The organism is Rheinheimera pacifica (assembly GCF_900108485.1).
Taxonomy (GTDB): Bacteria; Pseudomonadota; Gammaproteobacteria; order Enterobacterales; family Alteromonadaceae; genus Alishewanella; species Alishewanella pacifica.
The window spans coordinates 246,031-267,534 of record NZ_FNXF01000004.1; the positions used below are offsets into that span (position 1 = coordinate 246,031).

Annotated in this window: 15 protein-coding genes; 9 read left to right on the forward strand and 6 right to left on the reverse strand. The window is 52.6% G+C overall.

Annotation, left to right across the window (positions count from 1 at the left end; all coding sequences use genetic code 11):
- Positions 1–9: 9 nt before the first annotated feature.
- The 3 genes from BLW68_RS07635 (at position 10) to rlmC (ending at position 9,405) form a co-directional block, all read left to right on the forward strand.
- Entirely contained in the window at positions 10–5,844 is a 5,835-nt protein-coding gene (locus tag BLW68_RS07635) for an alpha-2-macroglobulin family protein (RefSeq protein ID WP_092791936.1), read from the forward strand.
- 30 nt (positions 5,845–5,874) lie between these two features.
- Positions 5,875–8,196, forward strand: coding sequence for a penicillin-binding protein 1C (pbpC, locus tag BLW68_RS07640; protein WP_092791938.1), 2,322 nt, complete (start codon positions 5,875–5,877; stop codon positions 8,194–8,196).
- Between the two features lie 63 nt (positions 8,197–8,259).
- Positions 8,260–9,405: a 23S rRNA (uracil(747)-C(5))-methyltransferase RlmC gene (gene rlmC / locus BLW68_RS07645; RefSeq protein ID WP_092791940.1), complete on the forward strand. Its 1,146-nt coding sequence runs from the start codon at positions 8,260–8,262 to the stop codon at positions 9,403–9,405.
- Here the strand turns inward: rlmC and BLW68_RS07650 are convergent.
- On the reverse strand, positions 9,402–9,713 hold the full coding sequence (locus BLW68_RS07650; RefSeq protein ID WP_092791943.1) for a hypothetical protein: 312 nt from the start codon (positions 9,711–9,713) through the stop codon (positions 9,402–9,404). The two genes, rlmC and BLW68_RS07650, sit on opposite strands and share 4 nt — an antisense overlap.
- 139 nt (positions 9,714–9,852) lie before the next feature.
- Here BLW68_RS07650 and imuA point away from each other — a divergent pair, with 139 nt between their 5' ends.
- Genes imuA through BLW68_RS07675 form a run of 5 tightly spaced genes read left to right on the forward strand, consistent with a single transcriptional unit; the run spans position 9,853 to position 16,708 of the window.
- The gene (gene imuA, locus BLW68_RS07655; RefSeq protein ID WP_092791946.1) at positions 9,853–10,521 is read left to right on the forward strand and encodes a translesion DNA synthesis-associated protein ImuA; all 669 of its coding nucleotides are present in this window, start codon (positions 9,853–9,855) and stop codon (positions 10,519–10,521) included.
- A 19-nt stretch (positions 10,522–10,540) separates the two neighbouring features.
- Positions 10,541–11,920 carry a Y-family DNA polymerase gene (locus tag BLW68_RS07660; protein ID WP_245728295.1) on the forward strand — a complete coding sequence of 460 codons (1,380 nt, stop codon included), beginning with the start codon at positions 10,541–10,543 and terminating at the stop codon, positions 11,918–11,920.
- A gap of 11 nt (positions 11,921–11,931) precedes the next feature.
- The gene (locus BLW68_RS07665; RefSeq protein ID WP_092791950.1) at positions 11,932–15,021 is read left to right on the forward strand and encodes an error-prone DNA polymerase; all 3,090 of its coding nucleotides are present in this window, start codon (positions 11,932–11,934) and stop codon (positions 15,019–15,021) included.
- Positions 15,022–15,032: 11 nt separating this feature from the next.
- Positions 15,033–15,578, forward strand: coding sequence for an isochorismatase family protein (locus tag BLW68_RS07670; protein ID WP_092791951.1), 546 nt, complete (start codon positions 15,033–15,035; stop codon positions 15,576–15,578).
- Positions 15,578–16,708 carry a dienelactone hydrolase family protein gene (locus BLW68_RS07675; protein ID WP_092791953.1) on the forward strand — a complete coding sequence of 377 codons (1,131 nt, stop codon included), beginning with the start codon at positions 15,578–15,580 and terminating at the stop codon, positions 16,706–16,708. Before BLW68_RS07670 ends, BLW68_RS07675 begins: the two co-directional genes overlap by 1 nt.
- Here the strand turns inward: BLW68_RS07675 and BLW68_RS07680 are convergent.
- Together BLW68_RS07680 and BLW68_RS07685 are read right to left on the reverse strand one after the other, a co-directional pair.
- Complete coding sequence (locus BLW68_RS07680) at positions 16,681–17,481, reverse strand: S1/P1 nuclease (protein WP_092791954.1); 801 nt, start codon at positions 17,479–17,481, stop codon at positions 16,681–16,683. The genes BLW68_RS07675 and BLW68_RS07680 overlap by 28 nt on opposite strands.
- Positions 17,482–17,497: 16 nt before the next feature.
- The gene (locus tag BLW68_RS07685) at positions 17,498–18,334 is read right to left on the reverse strand and encodes a 23S rRNA (adenine(2030)-N(6))-methyltransferase RlmJ (RefSeq protein ID WP_092791956.1); all 837 of its coding nucleotides are present in this window, start codon (positions 18,332–18,334) and stop codon (positions 17,498–17,500) included.
- 139 nt (positions 18,335–18,473) lie between these two features.
- On the opposite strand from BLW68_RS07685, the gene BLW68_RS07690 reads away from it, so the two are divergent.
- A complete protein-coding gene (locus tag BLW68_RS07690; RefSeq protein ID WP_092791959.1) occupies positions 18,474–19,358 on the forward strand; it encodes a tRNA/rRNA methyltransferase in 885 nt (294 codons plus the stop codon).
- A gap of 18 nt (positions 19,359–19,376) precedes the next feature.
- Here the strand turns inward: BLW68_RS07690 and BLW68_RS07695 are convergent, their stop codons facing one another.
- The 3 genes from BLW68_RS07695 to BLW68_RS07705 form a co-directional block, all read right to left on the reverse strand.
- A complete protein-coding gene (locus BLW68_RS07695; protein WP_092791960.1) occupies positions 19,377–20,090 on the reverse strand; it encodes a LytR/AlgR family response regulator transcription factor in 714 nt (237 codons plus the stop codon).
- Positions 20,083–21,108: a sensor histidine kinase gene (locus BLW68_RS07700; protein WP_177172180.1), complete on the reverse strand. Its 1,026-nt coding sequence runs from the start codon at positions 21,106–21,108 to the stop codon at positions 20,083–20,085. The genes BLW68_RS07695 and BLW68_RS07700 overlap by 8 nt, the downstream gene beginning before the upstream one ends.
- 136 nt (positions 21,109–21,244) lie before the next feature.
- Positions 21,245–21,496, reverse strand: coding sequence for a superinfection immunity protein (locus BLW68_RS07705; protein ID WP_092791964.1), 252 nt, complete (start codon positions 21,494–21,496; stop codon positions 21,245–21,247).
- Positions 21,497–21,504: the final 8 nt, after the last annotated feature.

Consider the following 21,504-nt stretch of genomic DNA (forward strand, 5'->3'; position numbering starts at 1 on the left):
GGATTGGTTATGCCTGCCTCAGCGTCATTTTTGCGTAAAATTTTTGGCTCGGTAAACTGGACGGCCCCTGACTGGCTGCATCAGTTTTGTCACTATGTAAAGCAGCGCCCGGCTAAGTTCTGGGGCGCTGTAGTGGCGTTAGTTGTGCTTATTGCCGCCGCTGTTGCTGGTTATTACTACTATCAGCAATTACCCAAACCGCTAAAAGTGAAGGCAACTGTGCAAAGCCCGGCACTGGGGCATTATCAGGACAACGTTGAGCAGCCCACCGCACTGCGCGTGCAGTTTAACTATGACATGAGCGATCAGGCCGGGCGCATTGCACCGGTACCGCAGCTTTCAGCGGCCCGGCTGGATTTAATTGGCGAAGAATTAAGCGAAGGTGTCAGCTTAAGCCCGGCCATAGCTGGCAAGTGGCTGTGGCAGGATGACAACACGCTAATTTTTACCCCACAACAGGCCTGGCCCGCCGGGCAACGTTACCAGCTTAAGCTGGATAAAAGTATTTTTGCAGCCGGTACCTTACTGGCAGAACAACAATACAGTTTTGATACTGTGCCACTTACCGGCGCTATTAACCGCTTACGTTTTTATCAGCACCCCACCGAACAAGCCACCCGGCAAATAGTCGCTACGTTAAATTTCAGCCACCCGGTAGATATCGACAGCGTGAAAAGCCAGCTGTCGATGACCATGCGCCCCGATGGCGGTGATGTTCGCAGCAAAGGTAAGCCACTGGATTTTAGCATCAGCGCAGATAAAACCGGCCGCGAGCTCTATCTGCAATCGGCAGCGTTAACGCTGCCAGAGCGCGAGCAATATTTAACTGTGTTATTAAAAGCCGGGGTAAAAGCACAACACGGCAGTGGCAAAACCAGCCGGGAAAACAGCCAACAGCTGTTAGTGCCGGATAAAACCAGCTTTTTAAAAGTAGAAGAGCTGCGCACCGACATTATCCGTAGCTCTGAGCAACAGCTCGAGCAAGAACCAGAGCAAATGCTGCTGTTAAGTTTTACTGATCGCATCAGCCGCACCGAGCTGCAAAACAAACTGAAACTGTATGTATTGCCAAAACACCCACAGCGTAATTCTAACTATTGGGCGCCGGGCGAAGTCAGCAGCAGCGTATTACAGCAAGCCAGCCTGCACAGCTTTGAGCTGATGCCCACGCCGGAAGCCAACGACAGTGCCTTTAGCATTAAGCTGGATGTGCCACCAGGCCAAAGCCTGTTTGTTAGTGTAGCCAAAGGCTTATCATCGACCAGTGATTTTACCCTGGCCAGTGAATACCGCGCTGTGGTGCAGGCGCCACAGTATCCGAAAGAAGCTCGGATAGTGGGTGAAGGTGCCATGCTAACGCTAAGCGGTGAGCAAACCTTGCAGTTGCTAAGCCGTGGCGTTAAGGGCGTGCGGGTAAAACTGCATAAATTGCTGCCGGGCGAGCTAAACCACTTTATCAGCCAGACTGGTGGCGATATCAGCCAGCCATATTTTTACAACTATAACTTTGATGAAAGCAATATCAGCAGCAGTTACGAGAAAACCTTTACGCTGGCCAATAGCCACGCCAAGCAGGCAAATTACCTGTCGTTAGCGTTAAAGCCGTATCTGGCTGAAGCGGGCATGGGGGTGTTTTTTATTCAGTTAACCGAATTTGACCCGGCCCGGCCGAAAAGCGAAGGCCAGCAACTGGATAAGCGGTTGGTGCTGGTAACCGATTTAGGCTTACTGGTAAAACACAACAGCGACAGCAGCCAGCAGGTATTTGTCATGTCGGTGGCCGATGGCAAACCGGTAGCCGGCGCCAAAGTAGAGCTGCTGGGCAAAAATGGTGTAGCGGTGTTAAGCGGCACCACCAATGCCCAGGGCAGTGTAAACTTAGACAAAACCAGCGGTTTTGTACGCGAACGCCAGCCGGTGGTGTACCTGGTTAGCCGCAGCAGTAATGGCGTAACCGATAGCAGCTTTATTCCGTATGATCGCTATAGTCGCCAGTTGGATTATTCCAAATTTAATACCAGTGGCCGTTATCAGGATGAAAACAGCGCCAAAGCATTAAGCGCTTATATGTTTAGCGACCGGGGTATTTACCGGCCCGGTGAGCAGGTGCAACTGGCGGCCATTATCCGCCATAACGATTTGTCGCTGGCCGAGCAAAAGCTGCCGTTAAAAATACAGGTGCAGGGGCCGCGTGGCAGTACTTTCTGGCAGCAAAACTTCAGTTTAAGTGGCCGTGGTATGCACACCTTTAGCCTGGACACCCAGCCACACAGTGACACCGGTAATTATTATGCCAATATCAGCCTGCTTGACAGCAAGGGCAATACCGAGCGGCACTTAGGCTCGGTTAGCTTTGTAGTGGAAGAATTTCAGCCCGACACTCTGAAAATCAGCAGCAGTTTTAACCAGCAGGGCAAAGGCTGGTTATCGCCACAAAATTTAGTGGCGCAAGTGCAACTGGATAACCTGTTTGGCACCCCGGCACAGCAGCGCCGGGTAACCGCCAAATTTGAACTGATCCCGGCAGGTTTTAGCTTTAGTGAATATAAAGATTATCGCTTTATTGCCCCGCAGGAGCAGCAACTTAACAGCAACAGTGTACGGCAGAGCCTGGATGAGCAGCAAACCGATGCCGACGGTAAAGCCAGTTTTACGCTGCCGCTTGAGCAATACAGCGGTGGTACTTACCGGCTGGTGCTGACCACCGAAGGTTTTGATGGCGGCGGTGGAAAAAGTGTGCAAAACAGACGCAGCGCACTGGTATCGCCGTTAAATGAGCTGGTAGGGGTAAAAAGCGATGGCGAGCTAAGCTACCTGAAAAGACAGCAAAGCCGTAGTTTGCAGTTTATCGCCATTAACAACAGTTTAGCGCAGATAGCGCTGAATGAATTAACACTGAAACTGGTAGAGAAACGGCCATTATCTAGCTTAGTTAAACAAAACGATGGCACCTACCAGTACCAGAGCATAGTGCAGGAGCTAACAGTAAGCGAAACGCCATTTAGCATTGCCACAGAGGGTACTGAATATCAGTTGCCAACTGACACGGCCGGTGATTTTGAGCTGCAACTGTTAAAAGGCGATCAGCTGCTGGGTAAACTGGCGTTTAGCGTAATAGGCGCTGGTAATATCAGCGCTATGCTGGAGAAAAACGCTGCACTTAACGTGCGGCTGGATAAAACCGATTATAAAGCGGGTGAGCGCATTGAACTGAATATTACTGCCCCTTATACCGGCAGTGGCTTAATCAGCATTGAAAGCGATAAAGTGCATGCCTTTAGCTGGTTTACCGCCGATACCACCAGCAGCATTCAGCATATAGTGCTGCCAGAGGGTATTGAAGGTAATGCCTATATTAACGTTAGCTTTGTGCGTGGCGCCGATTCCGATGCACTTTTTGTCAGCCCGCTCAGTTACGCTGTGGTGCCGTTTAATATTGACCGCAGCAAGCGCGAGCTGAACATTAGCCTGGTAGCACCGGAAGAAGTGCGCCCCGGTAAAGCCTTTACGCTGGGCTATAAAACCGACCGGCCGGCCGACTTACTGCTGTATGGCGTGGATCAGGGTATTTTGCAGGTGGCAGCTTACGAATTGCCCGATCCGTTATCGCATTACCTGCAAAAGCGCGCCTTGCAGGTGCGCAGTATGCAAATGCTCGATTTAATCCTGCCGGAATTTAGCGCACTTAAACGCCAGTTAGCCGGTGTAGGCGGTGACAGCGCACGCCGTGCTATGGCAGCAGCAATGCTGGACAGCAACTTAAATCCCTTTGCCCGCAGGGCCGAGCAGCCTGGCGTATTCTGGCTGGGCGTGGTAAAAGCCGGTACTGAACTGGCTACCCAGCAGGTAACAGTGCCGGCCAGCTTTAGCGGCAATTTAAAACTGATGGCGGTAGCGGTAAGCGATGAAGCACTGTCTGCGGTCAGCCAGGATTTACGTGTGCGCGGCCCCTTTGTGTTAACCCCGGATGTACTTACCAGTGCAGCCCCCGGCGATGAGTTTGATATCAGCGTGTCGGTAGCGAATGGCGTAAAAGGCTCGGGCCCGGATGCCGCCATTAAAGTGCAGCTTACTTTACCTGATAGCCTTATTGCCGTGGGTGAAACTGAGCAATTGCTTAGCATTAGCGAAAATAGCGAGCAAAGTGCACGTTTTCGCTTAAAAGCCGGCGAAGTACCAGGCGAGGCCAGCTTAAGCTTTAGTGCGACCTACCAGCAGGGTGAGCTAACCGAGCAGGCCAGCCGCAGTATCAGCCTGAGTATCCGCCCGGCCAGCCATTATCACACCACGCTACAGGCCGGTTTTGCTGATAAAGGCCCGGTAACACTTAACACCCGTTATCCGCTGTATGCCGAATTCGCCCGGCAACATGTTGTTGCCTCGGCTAACCCGCTGGTGCTGGCCGAGAGCTTTACCGATTATCTCGCGCAATATCCACACGGTTGTACCGAACAGGTGGTGTCGCAGGTGTTCCCGTGGGTGGGGTTAGTGCAGCAACCGTCGTATCAGGCGCAGTGGCCGGTGCTGAACGAAAAATTTGCCGTGCTGATCCAGAAGCTGGCTGAGCGCCAGCAAAGCGATGGCGGCTTTAGCTTTTGGCCCGGCGGTTACAGCAGTGCCGACTTCCCCAGTATTTATGTCATGCATTTCCTGTTAGCCGCACGCGAGCAGGGGCTGGCCGTGCCGGATTACCTGTACAGTCAGGGGCTGGAGTATTTGCGCAATGTCGCGCGGCAAAGCGGCGCCAATTTGTATCAGGCCCGCCTGCGTGCCAATGCGATTTACCTGTTAACCCGCAGCGGCGAAGTCACCACCAATTATTTGGTTGAATTACACGAACGGCTGGAAAAACAGCATAAACAAGCGTGGCAGGCTGATATTACCGCTATTTATATTGCTGCCAGTTATCAGTTGTTGCAAAAACCAGAGCTGGCCCGCGGCTTGTTATCCGGTTACCGTTTAGGTAAAACCTCAGCGCTGCAAAGCGGTTATCTGGCGCGTATTGCCACACCGCTGCCGCCTTTTGCTAACCCGGCGTTTCAGTCTCAGCTAAGCCTGGATGCGCAGTACGTGTATTTATTGTCCAGCCATTTTGCTGAGCAAGCCAAAGCGCTGGATGGTAAAGCCATTTTACAGTTATTGCAGCCGGTGTTTAAAGGCGATTATAACACCATTGCCTCGGCCTATACGGTGCTGGCGTTGTCAGCCTATGGTCAGTTACAAACCGAAGCTACCGCCACGCCACCAAAGTTTTATCAGTTAGATGGCAAAGCTGCGCGTACGGCGCTAACGCCGGCGGATAACCAAAGCGCTATACCGCGTGCTGCTTTTACCACAGCAGCAGAGCAAATACTGATAGAGAGCCAGCAGCAGCTGTTTTATGCGCTAAGCGAAGCCGGTTTTGCTAAAACAGCGCCTGCTAAAGCCGTAGCGCAGCAGTTGGAGGTAGTGCGCGATTATCTTGATGCCGACGGCAAAGTGGTGAGCACTGCCAAACAAGGTGATGAGCTTACCGTGCGCCTGCGCCTGCGCAGTTTAACCGACGGTTGGCACAGCAATGTGGCGGTAGTCGATTTACTGCCAGCCGGTTTTGCTGTGGTGCGCAGTTCAGTACCGCGCCAAAGCGGACCCTGGCGCGCTGACTATGTTGATATCCGTGAAGACCGCGTGGTGTACTACGCCGGTTTTGGCCCGCAAATGACTGAGCTGCGTTATCAGGTAAAAGTAACCGCCGCCGGTAATTTTGTGCTGCCAACGGTATCGGCACAATCAATGTACGATTTGTCAGTGTATGCCAGCACAGCGGCCGGGCGCTTTGTGGTAACCGCAGCTGCTGTAAATTAACACTTTGCCGGGGCTGTAGTGCAACACGGGATGTTAAAAAAGTGGTTAGGCAGGGTGCTGGCAGGGGTAGTGGTTATATTATTGCTACCGGCATTAGTGCTGCTGTTATCGCCAAAGCCAGCGCTTTATAGCCAGTACCTGCAAAGCAGTGCTTATTTTGCTGCCAATGGCGACTTATTAAGCCTGCGGCTGGCGGCCGATCAGCGCTACCGGCTGCGTCTGCCATTAGCTGATATTGCTCCGGCGCTACAGCAAGCCACATTGTTGTATGAAGACCGGCAGTTCTATAATCATTTCGGTGTTGATATCAGTGCCGTTGGCCGCGCGTTCTGGCAAGGTGTGGTTAAAGGTGGCCGGCGTCAGGGCGCGTCAACCCTAAGTATGCAACTGGCGCGGCTGCGCTTTAATCTGAATACCAGCAGCTTTAGCGGTAAGTTACAGCAACTGGCGTATGCGCTTTATCTGGAGCGGCATTTTAGCAAAGACGAGATTTTAGAAGCCTACTTTAACTACGCACCTTACGGCGGCAATATTGAAGGTGTCGCCGCCGCCAGCCTGATTTACTTTGGTAAAGAAGCGCAGCGGCTAACGCTGGGCGAAGCTTTAGCGCTAAGTGTTATTCCGCAAAACCCGAACCAGCGCAGCCCGCTAAGTACCAAAGGCGAGCAGCAATTAGAACTGGCGCGCCAACGCTTAGCGGCACTGTGGTTGCAATATTATCCCTCTGCTGAGCCAGGCGCAGCACAGCGTTTAAGTTTGCCGCTGAAGTTTTATCAGCGTGCCGATTTAGCCTACGCTGCGCCGCATTTTATTAATCAGTTACAGGCTCAGCGCCAGGTCGAAGGCCGCTTTTATACCAGCCTGCAACCACATTTACAGCAGCGTATGCAGCAACTGGTTACCGCCTATTTACGCCGTAACGCCGATAAAGGCTTTAGTAACGCCAGTGTATTGCTGGTAAAACGCAGCACCATGCAGGTGCAGGCCTGGATTGGCTCGGCCGATTTTTATAATGCGGCGATCTCTGGTCAGGTTGATGGTGTAACAGCGCTGCGCTCACCGGGTTCAGCGCTAAAGCCGTTTGTTTATGCGTTGGCGCTGCAGCAGGGTGTTATTCATCCGCAAAGCCTGCTAACCGATTTACCGCGCCGTTATGGCAGTTTTAACCCGGAAAACTTCGACCGCCAGTTTGTCGGCCCGGTTAATGCCACTGAAGCGCTGATTAACAGCCGCAATGTTCCGGCTGTGCAGTTACAGGCCAGTTTAACCAAACCGGATTTTTACCACTGGCTAAAACAGGCACAGGTGCCGTTAAGCTATAACGCCGAGCACTACGGCCTGGCCCTGGTGCTGGGCGGTATGGAGCTGAGTATGCAGCAGCTGGTGCAGCTGTATGCCATGCTGGGCAATGGCGGTAACTGGCAGGCACTGCAGTGGCAGGCAGAGCCAGCAGCGGCGGCACCCCAACTGTTGTTAAGCGCAGAAGCGGCGTTTTTAACGCTGGACATGCTGCGCCAGCATGCCAAACCACAGGCCGGTTTACTGAGCGAACTGACAGATAGCACGCCGGTAGCATGGAAAACCGGTACTTCTTATGCGTTTCGTGATGCCTGGTCCATTGCGCTTAGCGGTGATTATGTGCTGGCGGTATGGCTGGGCAATTTTGATGGCAGCAGCAACCCTAATCTGGTGGGGCGCACAGCTGCCGGCCCGTTGTTATTTGAACTGTTGGCACTGTTGCCGCGCGATAGACAAGCGGAGCAACGTTTGTTCACCGCAGGCAGTAAGCTAAACCTTAAGCAAGTGGCATTGTGCAGCCGCAGCGGTGAGCTGCCCAATAAATACTGCCCGCAAACCCGGCCCGGCTGGTTTATTCCCGGCGTATCGCCAATTAAAGTATCCGATGTGCACCGCGCCGTGCCGGTGTATACCGACACCGGGCTGCGTGCCTGTAACCACCAGCCACCACAAACAGCGCTGAAAGTATTTGAATTCTGGCCATCGGATATTGCCCGCGCTTATCAGCTGTCCGGTATTGTATTAACCCCGCCGCCGGCTTATCAGCATGCCTGTACCGGCCTGTCGCCGTCATCGCAACAGGCACCGCAAATCCGCTCACCGCAGCAGGCGTTAACTTATCAGTTAGGTAAAACAGCTGAGCAGCAAAAAATTGCCCTGCAAGCCAGCTTTGATGGCGCAGTAACCAAGGCGCACTGGTTTATTGACAGCCGTTATCTGGGCTCGGTAACGCCGGGTGAGACTTTATTCTGGCAAGGCGAAGCCGGTGAATTTCAATTGCGTGTGGTAGATGATTTGGGCGGTGTGGCCAGCCTGCGCTTGCGCGTACAGTAGCGGGTGCGTACAGCGGCAGTCTGCGCTAGAATGGCGCCGATTTTTCACTGCCGCGGATAACCCATGCATTGTGTTCATTTTGCAGCTAAGCGCTGTCAGTCTTGCCATTGGCTGGATAAACCCTATCCGGCGCAACTGGTATTAAAGCAGCAGCAGTTAACTGACTTACTGGCTGACTTTAAACCGGCACAGCTGCTTGAGCCGGTGGCATCGGCTGAGCAGGGTTTTCGTTATAAAGCCAAAATGGTGGCGCTGGGTACGGCAGAGCAGCCAGTGCTGGGCATTGTGAATGCTCAGGGCGAAGCGGTTGATTTAGCCGATTGCCCGCTGTATCCGCCAGCGTTTGCGCCAGCCTTTGCGCTGTGTAAAGCCTTTATCCAACGTGCGAATTTAACCCCTTACGATATTAGTGCCCGTCGCGGTGAGCTGAAGTTTATTCTGCTTAGCCAAAGCCTGCACAGCGGCCGTTTTATGCTGCGCTTTGTATTGCGCTCAAAAAATTGTCTGGCGTCAATTAAAAAACATCTGCCCTGGCTATTGGCGCAGTGGCCAGAGCTTGAAGTGTGCTCGGTTAACCTGCAACCCAAGCCAGCGGCGCTGCTGGAGGGCGAAGAAGAAATTATCCTGACTGAGCAGACGCTGTTGGCCGAGCAGTTAAATCAGGTGCCGCTGTATTTAACCCCGCAAAGCTTTTTTCAAACCCAGCCGGTGATGGCTGCTGCGCTTTACCAAACAGCCGCAGATTGGGCGGCACAGCTGCAACAGCAGCAGGGCGAATTTAAGCAGATCTGGGATTTATTCTGTGGCGTGGGCGGCTTTGGTCTGCATGTCGTGACAGCAGCGCAACAGCTAAACGGGATTGAAATAGCAGAAAAAGCCATTGCCAGCGCACAGCGCTCTGCTAATGAGCTGGGTTTAACCCGGGTGCGGTTTCAGGCATTGGATTCAGCAGCTTTTGCCAAGGCGGCAGCACAGGCACCGGATTTACTGGTGGTTAACCCGCCACGGCGGGGGTTGGGTAAGGAGTTATGTCAGGATATACAACGCTTAGCGCCGCACTGGCTGATTTACTCCAGTTGTAATGCCCAAACGCTGGCACAAGACCTTACGGCATTGCCAGACTATAAGCTTTTAAAAGTGCAGCTGTTTGATATGTTTGCCCACAGCAGCCATTATGAAGTGCTGACATTGTTGGTTAAACATGCTTAACGTTTGCCGTCCAGAATGCGGACAATTTCACGGCTGTGTTCAAACAGCTCAATAATAGTGCCTTCAATTTGTACAGTGATGATGCCATCGGTGTTCGGGCGGCTGATCACTCGTCCACGCCGGTAATATTCTTCTGCCAGCAGCTGGCCGGGTGACAGTTTTTTCTGCCAGCCCGGTGGCAGTGGCTGGCCCTTATCCAGCTTTTTTGCCAGGCCTGGTGGCAAGCCTTTATCCTGATCCGGCTTGGCATGTGCTAGCTGGCTAAACAGTAATGCAGCGCTGCACAACACAAAAATGGCTGTTTTCATGTTAACTACCTCGTTATTTGCTTGCTGCCTTTGTAACAGGCCCGGCTTAATGCCAGCTTAACTAGCCGCGGCTTTGGCAGTGCTTGCTTCCTGCTTTTGATAATATATACTGTATTTAAATACAGTATGTGGGTGGCTTATGTCAGCTTTATTAGAGCAATTAGCACGGCGGCAGCTGGTATGGCAGGGCAATAGCCAGCACACTGCCTATCAGGCGGTGTCGTCTGGTTATGCTGAGTTAGATCAGCAATTAGCCGGTGGCTTTCCGGCCAGCGGCTTAATTGATATTCAAACCGGGCCGGGCATTGGTGAGCTGCGTTTGCTGTTGCCGTATTTGCAGCAACAACAAAGCAGTGGCCGTTTGTTAGTGCTTATTTCGCCTCCGGCACAGCCTTGCGCCGATATGCTTTGTGCTGCCGGTATAGTGTTGTCACAGTTAGTAATTGTTACACCAAAAACCAGTAAAGATGCGTTGTGGGCAGCAGAGCAGTGCCTGCAAAGCGGCTGCTGTGCTTCGGTATTGCTGTGGCAGGTACCGCTGAAACTGGCACAGGCCAGGCGGTTGCAACTGGCGGCCGAGCAGGGCGCTGCCAGTGTGATATTACTACGCCGGCCAATGGACGGGCTAAGTTTACCGGTAAATTTAAGCATTAAGCTGCAACCGCATCGCCAGGGCGTGCTGCTAAGTGTGCAAAAACGCAAAGGTGGCTGGCCTGCTGCGCCTTTTCTGGTAGATATGCAAAACCGCTGGCCCGGCTTGTGCTTTACCACTGAGCAACACTGGCAGGCCAGGCGCAAGGCCAGCTAGTCTGGCGCTGTATCTGTACTTGCAATTTCCGGCCCTGCAACCCGACAGCCTGGGCTGCGAAGCAGCACAACAGCTGCCAGTGGCGGTGGTGAATGAGCAACACTGCATTGTGCAGCTTAACGCTGTGGCCGGGCAGCGTGGTATTGCGCTGAATATGGCGCTGGGTACCGCTGCAGCGCTGTGTCCTAACCTGCAGCTGTTGCCGTATCAGCCGCAGTTGCAGCTGAATATTTTACAAAGCGTGGCGCAGCAGTTGTATCAGGTAACGGCTGATATAGCGCTGGACCCGCCCGATGGCTTGTATATCCGGCTGTGCAATATGCTGCAGCTGTATCAGGGTTTAGCCGGTTACTGGCAGGCCCTGAGCCGCGAGCTGAAGTTATTACCTTACCGTTATTATTACGCCAGTGGCGCTACCCCTTTTGCTGCCAAATGCCTGGCCCGGCAACAGTTAAATTTACTGACCGGGGAGCCTGATGCACTTGCGACGGCCCTAAATCACAGCCCACTTCGCTTTACTGAGCTCGATACTGACAGCCAGCAGCAATTGCAGCGTTTAGGTATTAATACGCTTGGCCAGTTGCTGGCGCTAGCGCAGGCTGAGCTGGCCCGCCGTTTTGACAGCAGTTTACTCAGCTATCTGGGGCGTTTACGTGGCAGCTTTTATCATGCGTTGCACTATATCAAGCCAGAGCACAGCTTTAGCCGTTATGTCGAACTGTTGTACGACATTATAGATACTGCGGTGCTTAGCAAGCCGCTACAGGCTCTGTTGCAGCAACTGGAGCAGCAACTACAGCGGATAAATGCGGCCTGCCATCAGTTGCAACTGAGTTTGTTGTTCCGTGGTATGCCAGCACACCGGTTAAGTATTGGCTCGGCGCAGGGCGAGTATCGCGCGGCTAACTGGCTAAAGCTATGTCAGTTACAGCTGGATAAACTAAAACTGACTGAACCGGTGTCAGGCCTGCAACTGGAGGTCACTGCTTTTGTAGCGCAACAGAGCCAAAGTGATGATCTGTTTCAGCCGGTGCCGGGTGCGGTATCGCCATTGCAGCTGGTGTCGCTGCTACAAGCCCGCTTAGGTTATCACTGCGTCAGCGGCCTGACATTACAAAACCAGCACCTGCCAGAGCAGGCCAGCCAGCGGCCGTTACCTTTGCTGGCAGGCAAATCCGCGGTAACAGCCTTAGCGCTTCGGCCGGCATTTTTACTGGCAAAACCACAACAGTTAACCGAAACGGTAGAAATAAGCCATGGCCCGGAGCGGCTATGCCCAGACGGCTGGGCGCTGGATGCCCAACGTGATTACTTTATTGGCCGCAACAGCAAAGGCCAATGGTTGTGGCTGTACCGCACGGCACAGCAGCAATGGTTTGTGCAGGGTATTTTTAGCTGACGGGTGCGCCGATGAATTATGCCGAACTGTTTTGTCAAAGCCATTTTAGTTTTTTGCACGGCGCCTCCAGCCCAGAGGAGCTGGTGCAGCAGGCCGCTGCGCTGGGTTATGACGCGCTGGCCCTGACGGATGAATGCTCGGTGGCTGGTATAGTGCGGGCTTACCGGCAGATTAACGATCAAGCGCTGAATATTAAGCTGATTGTCGGCAGTTACTTTCAGTTAGATAAACTGGAGCTGGTACTACTGTGCCCGGATAAAACCGCTTACGCCGAGCTGTGCCGCGTGATTACCAATGCCCGGCGGCGCAGTAGTAAGGGCGAATATTGCTTAACCGAGTGGGATTTAATGTCATTAAAGCATTGCCTGCTGTTGTGGTTACCGGCTGGTGATAGCGAAAGTGATAACTACTGGGCCAATTGGCTGCAAAAATATCACAGTGACAGGTTATGGCTGGCTATGCGCCGCCAGCTTAGCCATAACGAAGCGGCCTTTACTACGTATTGCCAGCAATTAGCGCAGCAATACCAGCTAAAGGCGGTGTGCTGTGGTGCGGTGTTAATGCATATACCACAGCGGTTGGCGCTGCAGCATTGTGTTAGCGCCATTAAAGCCGGTAAGCCAATTGCAGAGCTGGGCCGGCAATTATTAAGCAACGCCGAGCGTGCGCTGCGGCCATTGGCCAAACTGGAAAAACTCTTTAGCACCGCTTTATTACAGCAAAGCTGTGTTATTGCCGCGCGCTGCACTTTTTCACTGGATGAGCTGAAATATCAGTACCCCAGCGAGCTGGTGCCTGCAGGCGAAACAGCGGCCAGTTATTTAGCGGGGCTGGTAGTGCAGGGCAGTAAATTGCGTTTTCCTGCCGGGGTGCCAAAGCGGGTGCAGGCCATTATTGATAAAGAGATGGCACTGATCACTGAGCTTAACTACGAATACTTTTTTCTGACCATTTACGATCTGGTGCAGTTTGCCAAAAGTAAGGCCATTTTATATCAGGGCCGTGGCTCGGCGGCTAACTCGGTAGTGTGTTATTGCCTGGAGATAACTGCCGTTGATCCGGATAAAATTCAGGTATTGTTTGAGCGCTTTTTATCACGCGAACGCAAAGAACCGCCCGATATAGACGTTGATTTTGAACACGAGCGCCGTGAAGAAGTGATCCAGTATCTGTATCAGAAGTATGGCCGTGAACGTGCTGCTCTGGCTGCCACCGTAATTAGCTACCGTTTTAAAAGTGCGCTGCGTGATGTGGGTAAAGCGCTGGGGTTACCATTAAGCCAGCTGGATTTTTTAATAAAAAATATTCAGCGGCGTGACCCAAACTTAAGCTGGCAGCAACAGTTAGCGGCGCTGGGGCTGGATAGCAACAGCCAAACCACACAACAGCTGATTACACTGGTAGAGCAGCTGCGCGGTGCACCACGGCATCTGTCGCAGCATGTTGGCGGCTTTGTTATCTCCCAGGGGCCTTTGTATGAGCTGGTGCCGGTAGAGAATGCCGCCATGGCCGACAGAACGGTGATCCAGTGGGATAAAGACGATTTAGAAACGCTGGAACTGTTAAAAGTAGATGTGCTGGCATTGGGTATGTTAACAGCAATACGTAAGTGTTTTACGTTGCTAAAACAGCATGAACAACAGGATTTAAGCATTGCCGGCATCAGCGCGCGGGGCGATGATGCGGCGGTGTATCAGATGATACAAAAAGCCGACACTATCGGGCTGTTTCAGATAGAGTCGCGCGCCCAGATGAGCATGCTGCCGCGGCTGCGCCCGGCCTGTTACTACGATTTGGTGGTGCAAATAGCCATAGTACGGCCCGGGCCTATTCAGGGCGATATGGTGCACCCGTATTTAAAGCGCCGCCACGGTGAAGAGGCGGTAGAGTACCCTTCGGCAGAAGTACAAAGCGTATTAAGCCGCACTCTGGGCGTGCCTATTTTTCAGGAGCAGGTGATCCAACTGGCAATGGTAGCGGCCGGTTTTACCGGTGGTGAGGCCGATCAGCTGCGCCGTGCCATGGCCAGCTGGAAAAAAACCGGCGAGCTGCTGCAGTTTAAACATAAGCTGATCGACGGCATGCAAAGCCGCGGCTACACCCAGCAATATGCTGAGCGCATTTATCAGCAAATTTGCGGCTTTGGTGAATATGGTTTTCCCGAATCGCATTCGGCCAGCTTTGCCGTACTGGCCTATGTGTCGGCCTGGCTGAAATACTATTATCCGGCGGCGTTTTGCACAGCACTGCTTAACAGTTACCCGATGGGGTTTTACACGCCGTCGCAATTGCTGCAGGACGCCAGGCGCCACGGCGTGACGGTGTTGCCGGTATGTGTAAACCAATCGCAGTGGGATTACAGCCTGGAGCAGCAAGGTAAAGCAATACGGCTGGGTTTACGCCAGGTAAAAGGCTTTAGCAAAGCGGCGGCGCAGTTGCTGTTAACGCTGCGCCCGGCCGGCGGCTTTCGGGATTTAGCCCAGTTGCGCCAAACCGGGCTTAGCCACAGCAGTTTACAGGCGTTAGCCAGCGCGAATGCGCTAAGCAGTATCAGTGGTGATCGTTATAACAGCCGCTGGCAACTGATGGATAACCAGCATAGCTTACCGCTGTTTAGTGCCGAAACCACAGGGCTTGCCCAGCAGATAGCCGAGGCAGAGCCCAGCTATTTAGCCGCACCGGGCCCGGTTGCCGAAGTACTGGAAGACTATGCCGCCACCGGCCTGACCTTGGCAGTGCATCCGATGGCGTTACTGCGCCAGGCCAATAAATTACCCCGCAGCATACCGGTGGCAGGGCTTACACAGGTAAGGCATAACAGCCCGGTGCGGGTTAGCGGCCTGGTAACATTACGCCAACGGCCGGGCACGGCAGCCGGGGTAACTTTTATGTCGCTGGAGGATGAAACCGGCACCGCCAATGTGCTGGTATGGCTGGCCACAGCCCAGGCGCAACAGAAAACCTTTTTAACGGCGCATATCCTGCAGGTAGACGGTATTTTACAGCGCGAGGGTGAAGTAACCCATATTATCGCCGGTAAGCTGGTTGACTTATCCGCGCTTTTGGCCGAACTTAGTTTGTCCTCACGCGATTTTCATTAACGGGAACTGCTATGTTACTGCAAGCATCACAAAGCCTGGTGTTACTAATTGATATGCAGCAAAAGCTGGCACCAGCTATTTTTGAACATAAAGAAGTTGAGCAAGCGGCTGCCTGGGTATTGCAGGTAGCACTGCAACTGGAAGTGCCGGTGTGGGCCACCGAGCAATATCCGCAAGGTATTGGCGCCACGCTGCCTGCGCTGGCAGAGCTGATCCCCGAAGCGCAGGTGCTGCAAAAAATGCACTTTAGTGCACTAAAAGAGCCGCATATTGCCAGCAGCCTGGCCTGCACTGAGCGCAAGCAAATAGTGGTGCTGGGCACCGAGGCGCATGTTTGTGTGCTGCAGTCGGTAATAGATTTATTGGCGCTGGGCTATCAGGTATTTGTGGTCGTGGAAGCGGTAGGCTCGCGCACCGAGCAAAATAAACAGCTGGCGCTTAGCCGCATGCAGCAGGCCGGGGCGCAGATTATCAGCAAAGAAATGCTGGCATTTGAGTGGCTGGAATGTTGCGGCACAGACACTTTTCGCCAAATAAGCAAAGGCTGGATCCGTTAATGCGCTACGGCTTATTACTGTTAGTTTTGGCGCTGCCATTGCAGGCCGATAACCTGATTGACCAGCAACTGCCAGATTTTTATCAGCAACTGATACCACAAACAACCTATCCGCTAAGCTGGCAACCAGAGCAGTTTAGCGATATTCAGCACTGGCGCACTCAGGGCCGGGCTGCACTGCGCGAGGCACTGCTATGGCCGGATGAACCGGTTGATTTTGCCGCCGAGCTACTTAAAACCGAAGAGCGCAATGGTTACAGCGCACAGCTGTGGTCAGTGCAGCTAACTAAACAAAGCCGGGTACAACTGCTGCTATTACAACCCGATGCGGCTAAGCCTGCGCCAGCGGTATTACTGCTGCACGATCACGGTGCCCGCTTTGATATTGGCAAAGAAAAACTGATTAAACCCTTGGCTGCAGATAGCCGCGGCGCAAGCGCAGAGCAATGGGTAAACAAGCACTTTAGCGGCAACTACGTTGGCGATGCACTGGCCAAACAGGGCTATCTGGTGATAGCTGCCGATACCTTGGGCTGGAGTGACCGCGGCCCGGTAGAATTTGACGCCCAGCAGGCATTGGCCGGCAATATGTTTATGCTTGGCCGCTCGCTGGCCGGCATGGCGGCTTATGAAGATTTACGCCTGGTACAGTATTTAAACCAGTTGCCAGAGGTTGATAATTCGCGCCTGGCGGTGCTGGGGTTTTCGATGGGGGCTTTTCGTGCCTGGCAACTGGCCGCCTTAACCGACGATATAAAAGCCGGTGTGGCCGTAGCCTGGCTAAACAGTTACCGGCATTTACTCACGCCCGGTAATAATATTCTTAAAGGCCAATCAGCGTTTTATATGCTGCACCCGGGCCTGGCGGCAAAATTAGATCTGCCCGATATTGCGGCGCTGGCCGCACCCAAAGCGATGCTGTTTATTAATGGCGCTAAAGACAAACTGATGCCGCAAGCCGGGGTAGAGCAGGCGTATCAGCAACTGGCAAAAGTGTGGCAGGCGCATGGCGCAGCAGATAAGCTGACAACTACACTGTATCCGCACTATGGCCATGAATTTAACGCAGAACAACAACAACAGGTGTTTAGCTGGTTAGCTACTCAGTTAGCGGTGCCGCCAAGGGACTGATCGAGCAGCAGCGCCAGACGCACAGCTGCTTGTTGCAGGCGTTGTTCCAGGGTGTCCAGATACAGCAGCATATAGTCATCACCCAGCAGCATTCCGGGCCGGTAACGCTGGTAAATATCGATAGTCAGGCTTGCCGACTCATTTGCCCAGCTAAGCACATCGCCTTGTTGCCAGCTTGCCTGCTGCGCGGCGCTTATAGTGTTCAGCAGCGTAGCTGTTTTAGTATGCCCTGTTTGAGAATCATGCTCGGTTTCATAACCGGCCTGTTTTAACAGGGCAAAATCCCAAACGCCATGCAGGTTATTTGGCAAGCCAAAAAAATACACTGCCGTGCGATTGCCGCCTAAATCATCCAAAAAGCTAACATGTAACGGCTGGTGCAAATCGCCCAGATGATGCGCCAGAAACAGCAGTGCCTGCCAGTCGTTATTGTTGTTATACAAACGCTGCTGCATATCGTTAATCGCCGATAAAATACAGCCTTGTGGTGGGCAATGCGCCATGCTAACCGCAGTTTCGCCGCGGCGCATATTGACATAATGATGCGGCGAGCTCCAGGCAAACTCTGGCTGTAAGCGGATATCATCGGCCCATGAACAGGCAGGGCCAAAACCGGAGTAGGGCGTGTGTTGTAACAGGCTATCAATTTGCAAACGGGTATCTTCGCTTGCCAGCTGATATGCCATATCGCAAATCAGCTGATGGCCGGTTTTGCTAAACGCCTGGCCCGGCAGGCTGATTATTAGCAGCAGAGCAGCGAGTAATACACGCATAACCTACTCCACAAAGTTATTCCGTTACTAACTGATGCACCTGAAATTCACCCTCAGCGCTTAGCAGCGGGCTTAGCTCGGCCAGTGCCTGCTTTATATCTGCCGCCAGTGTATAGGGCGGGTTAATCACCAGCATACCGCTGCCGGTCATACCAAAGCCAGCTTTATCAGGTTGCGGGCAGTATTCAATGCGTAGCTGATCTTTAATGCCGGTAGCGACAATAGCGCTGATAAAGGCTTCCACCGCCGCGCGCTCTATTACCGGATACCAGATAGCATAGGTCGCCTGTGGAAAACGCTGATAAGCGCTTTGTAAGCCGACTACTACATCCTGGTATTCGGTTTTCAGCTCGTAGGGTGGGTCTATCAATACCAGGCCGCGCTTATGCAGCGGTGGCAGCATGGCTTTAAAACCGGCCCAGGCATCCATATGCTCAATCCGGCTATGGCGGCGCCGGGCAAACTGGCTGGCCAGAATGGGGTAATCGGTTGGGTGCAGCTCGGTAGCCTGAATGCTGTCGCCATTACGTAGCAGCATAGCGGCAATTTTCGGTGAGCCGGGGTAAAACGCCAGCTCGCCGTCCGGATTCAGCTGTTTTATCAGTGCAATATAGTGCGCCAGTGCCGGGCTTGTTGCCTGATACTGCCACAGTTTACCTATACCACCTGCGTATTCGCCGGTTTTTTGCGCCTGTTCGGCCAGCAAGCTGTACAAGCCAGCGCCGGCATGGCTGTCGTGGTAGCAAAAGGGTTTATCTTTTTGCAGCAGGTAGTCAACAATGGCCACCTGTACCAGATGTTTAACCACATCGGCATGATTACCGGCATGATAACTGTGGCGATAACTAAGCATAAACAAGGCCTGTAGCGGCAAATTTGAAGGCCGTCAGCATACTGCGCACGCAGAAAAATACAAGTATTGTTGCCTCGCAGCTGGTAAAATCCGCCGCATTATTGATTTTCACCGCTGTGCGGTGCCAGCAGGATATTTTATGTCACAACACAAGCCAAAAAGCGGCAAAGCGGCCAATCCTCTGCACAAGCCCTGGACCAAAGATGCCGGTGCTAAAAACACCAGGCCTGTAGCCAATAAAACTAAACGCCCTGCAACTGATAAAGCGCAGCCGTTTAAAGCCGTGCGTAGCGTGCAGGAAGACGAAGGTAAGGTGTACGGCGAAAACGCTTGCCGGGTGTTATTTAATCAGCGCCCGGATGCACTGATCCGGCTGTATGTGTCACAGCAGATGGCTGCAAAGTTTGCTGATGTAATGAAGTATTTAGCCGCGGCTAAAAAGGCCTACCATATTGTTGATGACGCTGAGCTGGAAAAAGTAGCCGGTAGCGGCCATCACGGCGGCGTAGTGCTGCTGGTAAAACGTAAACCACAGCAAAGTCTGGCGGCGTATTTGCAGCAAAAAAGCCGTAAGCGCGACTGTTTGCTGGCACTGGATGGTGTGGGTAACCCACACAATTTAGGCGCAATAACGCGCAGCTGCGCGCACTTTGGCGTGGGCGGCATTATTATGAAACAACCGGAGTTGCTGCAGTCGGGCGCGGCACTGCGCACGGCTGAGGGCGGTGGTGAATTTGTTGATGGTTTAAGTTGCGACAACCTGCCACTGGCATTACAGCTGTGCAAAGAAGCCGGTTATACACTTATTACCACCTCCAGCCATGCTGGCACCTCGCTGTATCAAAGCACGCTTCCAGCCAAGGTTGTGATTGTATTTGGTGAAGAGATGTTTGGCGTGTCAAAAAACGTCGCTAAAAGCGCCGATATCGCACTGCAAATACCAGGCTCGGGCAAAGTGGAATCACTGAACGTTAGCGTAGCCGCCAGCCTGATCTTAGGCGAATGGTACCGCCAGCAGCTCTAGTGGCTAAAACGTTAGCGGCTAAAACGCACTAAACTGCTGTTTTAGCTGCTGCGCCTGGCGCCGGCTTACGTCGACCTGCTGGCCGTCTTGCAAGATGGCAATTAAACCGCCGTCGGCTATCGCCGGCTCAATGTGGCTGATAGCGCTGATACGCACTATGTCGGCGCGGCTGGCTTTAAAAAACAGCGCGGGGTCGAGCTTTTGTTCAATCTTTGCCAGTGAGCTGTGAATAAAGCTTTTGCCATAAGGCGTATACACCGCAGCATGGTTGCCGATGCTTTCAAACCGGCTGATTTCGTTTAGCCTTACCACACGCTGGCTGTCGCCGAATTTAAGCAAAATACCATGTTGTTCTGCTAAAAAGTGCGGCGCTGCATCGGCATTTGCCGGGCGTAGTTTTTGCAGCGCTTTAGCCAGCCGCTCAGGTGCTATTGGTTTTAGCAGATAATCTACTGCGTTTAGCTCAAATGCATCTAAAGCAAAGCTATTAAAGGCAGTGCAAAAGATAAATTGAGTATTAGCCGGAATATGCTCTGCCAGTTGCAGGCCGGTTAAACCCGGCATTTGGATATCAAGAAACACCAGATCAATTGACATAGCAGCCAGGTGCTGTAAGGCTTCTTCGCCACTGCCGGCTTCTGCCACAATAACGCATTGCGGGTACGCCTTAAGCAGACGTTTTAACTCGCTGCGGGCCAGGCGCTCGTCATCGACCAACAGGCAGTTATACATGGCCAAACTCCAACTGTGCACTAAATTGATTATCAGCCTGCTGCAACTGCAACACGGCTTTGCCGGCGTACATTAACTGCAGGCGCTGGCGTAAATTACTCAGCCCTGTTGCGGTGCCGGCTTGTTGCGTTGCATCGGCGGTGGTGTTGGTTACGCTTAGTTGCCAGCCTTTACCGGTCGCCTTAGCACTGATGTAAAGCTTACCGGGTGCAATATTGGGCGCAATGCCATGTTTAACCGCGTTTTCTACCAGGGTTAGCAGACTTAGCGTGGGCAGTTTGTGTTGCCAGAGGCTGCTATCTATGTCGCAGCTAAATTGCAGGCGTTGCTCCAGCCGCACTTGCTCAATGGCCAGGTATTGCTCTGTTAACTGCCATTCCTGCGCCAGGGTGGACTCGGGCTGTAAATGCGCCTGCAGGTGAAAACGAAACAGCTCAGATAACCGCGTTACCGTATCAGCAGCTTTATGCTGATCTTCAAAAATCAGCGCGCGGATGCTGTTAAAGGCATTAAATAAAAAGTGCGGGCTAAGCTGGTTAGTCAGTTGCTGTAGCTGTGCCTGTTGCATCTGTTGCTGCAATGCTTTACGCGCCTGCCGGCTTTGCCAGGCAATATAGCCAGCTCCCCACACCAGATACATCACACTAAAAGAGGCAGTTAAGGCCATCAGCATAAAGCTGGTACTAAAAGTCATTTGCAGCGGCGAGTCGTGCTTTTCCGATAACACTGTTATCTTGCTTATATCAGTAGCTTTAAGCGCCTCAATGTTGGACAAGTAGAAAGACATAGCAGTTTGTAATGCTGCAGCCAGTAACATTAGTAACGCAAACAGCAGCCAGCGTTTTGATGTTCGTATATTTACCGCTTTTAACACCGGGCGTAGCAACAGATGGCTGAACAATACAAAGCAGGCCGCTTCAATACTGTATTTCACCAAAAACAGCCAATATAAGCGGGGCTGTTCCGGCGTTAGCAAGGGGAGGGTATAGGCCACAAAATAGCTGAGATAAATCAACATTGTAAACAGCTGCGCCCATAAATAGGCGCTGCTGCAATTGTCTGGTGCGATGCTACGGCGAAATGTTGTTAGTGTTGTCATAGTTGCTGTCGTAGTACTTGCGCAAGCAAAAACCTGAATAAACACAGTGTACTATCTATTGCGTAACTTGTTCAGCCGCTTTTTTCTGTTTACCGGTAAAAGCCCAGACAATAAGTGCCATCCAGGCTATTAAGGAAAAGCCGGCCGGGATATTGGCCAGAAATATTTTGCCCAGATGCCGGCGATTGAGAAAGCCGGCAATAATGCTGGGTAAAAAATAAATCGCCAGAAAGGCGGGGATAAAGGCTACCCAGAGTAACGGGCTCATCTGGCTTAGTTGGTGAAAAAACTCAGTTTGTTCAAACATGGTGCTGT